At 45.0% G+C, this 2,132-nt stretch carries 2 protein-coding genes and 1 rRNA gene; 2 read left to right on the forward strand and 1 reads right to left on the reverse strand.

What is annotated here, in order from left to right; all coding sequences use genetic code 11:
• Positions 1 to 476, reverse strand: a 16S ribosomal RNA gene (locus WQ57_RS22325); the annotation flags it as partial.
• 533 nt (positions 477 to 1,009) lie between these two features.
• Here WQ57_RS22325 and WQ57_RS22330 point away from each other — a divergent pair.
• Together WQ57_RS22330 and chrA are read left to right on the forward strand one after the other, a co-directional pair.
• Complete coding sequence (locus WQ57_RS22330; RefSeq protein WP_046525897.1) at positions 1,010 to 1,318, forward strand: PadR family transcriptional regulator; 309 nt, start codon at positions 1,010 to 1,012, stop codon at positions 1,316 to 1,318.
• A 16-nt stretch (positions 1,319 to 1,334) separates the two neighbouring features.
• On the forward strand, positions 1,335 to 2,132 hold a 798-nt coding region (gene chrA, locus WQ57_RS22335; protein ID WP_046525898.1), incomplete at its 3' end, for a chromate efflux transporter.

Below are 2,132 nucleotides of genomic sequence, written 5' to 3' on the forward strand. Positions count from 1 at the left end.
CAGTTACTCCGGTACTTGTTCTTCCCTGACAACAGAGCTTTACGACCCGAAGGCCTTCTTCGCTCACGCGGCGTTGCTCCGTCAGACTTTCGTCCATTGCGGAAGATTCCCTACTGCTGCCTCCCGTAGGAGTCTGGGCCGTGTCTCAGTCCCAGTGTGGCCGATCACCCTCTCAGGTCGGCTACGCATCGTGGCCTTGGTGAGCCGTTACCTCACCAACTAGCTAATGCGCCGCGGGCCCATCTGTAAGTGACAGCAAAAGCCGTCTTTCAGCATTCCCTCATGTGAGGGAATGAATTATCCGGTATTAGCCCCGGTTTCCCGGAGTTATCCCAGTCTTACAGGCAGGTTGCCCACGTGTTACTCACCCGTCCGCCGCTGACCATCGGGAGCAAGCTCCCTCAAGTCCGCTCGACTTGCATGTATTAGGCACGCCGCCAGCGTTCGTCCTGAGCCAGGATCAAACTCTCCAATAAAGAGTGATTAGCTCATAAAATAAAACGTTGGCTCGTGAATCTCTATATAATAGAAGAAACACGATATTATTGTTTGTTGACGCTTGTTTGTTTAGTTTTCAAAGAGCAAATCGTTGTCTGTTTCAGCGACAACTTTTATAGTATATCAGGCAGTCTTTTTCGTGTCAACTGTTTTTTATGAAATGTTAACCTCGATTGAGCTGCTTTTAAATAATAATACTTTTCCCATGACTCGTCAATTACTTTTTTTGAGTCGCATATCTTTGCTGGCTTAGCAGCTAAATTAATATACCATGGTCACACACGAATACACAATGTATATTTATTCCACTAAGATGAAACTGGAAAGGTTTTAGTCTAAATCATTTGCATTATTAAGATTGTGTAAATGTACTTGCCTCTTTTAGCGGATAATATTAGGATAGTAATGGATAACTGATATCGAAATTCAATATTGAAAACCAATACCTATTTTCGATATCGGTTGCCAATATCCACTTACAATAGGACGAACGTGAAATGGAGGTGGAAATTTGGAGGATAAGGTTCTTAGAAAGTTATTCCTTGGATTCATTCAAATTCACATTCTGCACCATGCAAAAGAAGATCCCATATATGGAGCCTGGATGCTTGAAGAACTGAAAGAGCATGGCTACAGCATCAGTGCAGGTACCCTATATCCTATCCTTCACACAATGGAGGCTGATGGACTCCTTGTAAAAGAAGAAAAAAATGTGGAAGGAAAAATCAGAAAATACTATACGGCCACAGAAAAAGGGATCGTCATTTTGAGTGAAGCAAGGAATAAAGCTTACGAACTTTTTAAGGAAATTCGGGACTGACAGAAAGGGGAAGAAGATGAAAAAAAATAGTGAGAATAGTGGTTTTAAGGCTCTTTTAGAGATCCTATTAGTTTCAACCAGACTGGGCCTGACTTCTTTTGGAGGGCCAGTTGCCCACTTGGGTTACTTCCACAATGAATATGTACAAAGAAGGAAGTGGCTGGACGAAAAGACTTACGCAGATCTAGTCGCATTATGCCAATTCCTCCCGGGTCCGGCGAGCAGCCAAGTCGGCATTGGCATTGGAGTCATGCGGGCAGGGGTTATCGGCGGGATCGTTTCCTTTATTGGATTTACTCTTCCGTCCGTGTTGGCACTGATTATCTTCGCACTGATACTCCAAGGATTGGATGTGGGAGACGCCGGCTGGATTCACGGATTGAAGATCGTGGCGGTAGCGGTCGTTGCTCACGCGATATTGGGGATGGCTCAAAAACTGACCCCCGACCTTAACCGAAAAGCCCTTGCGCTGTTTGCCTTGATTGTGACACTGCTTTGGCAAACGGCCTTTACTCAAGTTGGTGTCATATTAGTGTCAGCCTTTATAGGGTATCTTATTTATAAACAGCATGCGGAATCCGAGGAGGCCCATTTACATTTCCCTGTTTCCCGCAGATTCGGAGCTATTTGCCTCTCTCTCTTCTTTGGGTTGCTAATTATCCTGCCGCTCATTAGAGAGGCGACTTCTTTAAACTGGATTGCCATGTTTGACAGTTTTTACCGCTCTGGTTCATTAGTGTTCGGCGGGGGGCATGTCGTCTTACCTTTACTCGAGAGGGAATTTGTTCCTACAGGGTGGTTAAGCGAGGAAGCA

It is taken from the genome of Mesobacillus campisalis (assembly GCF_000986785.1).
Classification (GTDB): domain Bacteria; phylum Bacillota; class Bacilli; order Bacillales; family Cytobacillaceae; genus Mesobacillus_B; species Mesobacillus_B campisalis.